Origin of the sequence: Mesorhizobium sp., from assembly GCF_005063415.1 — a bacterium.
In the GTDB taxonomy this organism is placed as follows: domain Bacteria; phylum Pseudomonadota; class Alphaproteobacteria; order Rhizobiales; family Rhizobiaceae; genus Mesorhizobium.
This window is the reverse complement of the sequence record NZ_SUEG01000428.1, coordinates 1-229: the sequence shown is the minus strand read 5'-3', so window position 1 is coordinate 229 and position 229 is coordinate 1. Positions and strand designations below refer to the sequence as shown.

At 63.8% G+C, this 229-nt stretch carries 1 protein-coding gene; it reads right to left on the bottom strand.

What is annotated here, in order from left to right:
• Positions 1 to 215 (bottom strand): RES domain-containing protein (locus E5W70_RS32920; protein ID WP_292665537.1); only part of this gene is annotated, 215 nt, incomplete at its 3' end.
• Between the last annotated feature and the right edge of the window lie 14 nt (positions 216 to 229).

Sequence of the window (229 nt, the reverse complement as noted above, 5' to 3'; positions counted from 1 at the left end):
TAGTGCTGGTTGGGCGGCAGTCGGCCGCTGCCATGCACCAGCTTTTCCAACAGGGCCGTCGAATAGTGCTCGCTGGTGTAGACGATAGGACTTCCGGGCGTGTTCCATCGCCCTGGCGCGATTGTCGAGCCGGTCGCGTCGAAGATCGGGTAGGTGCCGGCCGGATCGCCGATGCGAAAGGACGATAGCGTGCGATCGAGAGTCTGCGCCGTCACGCAGCACTGCCGTA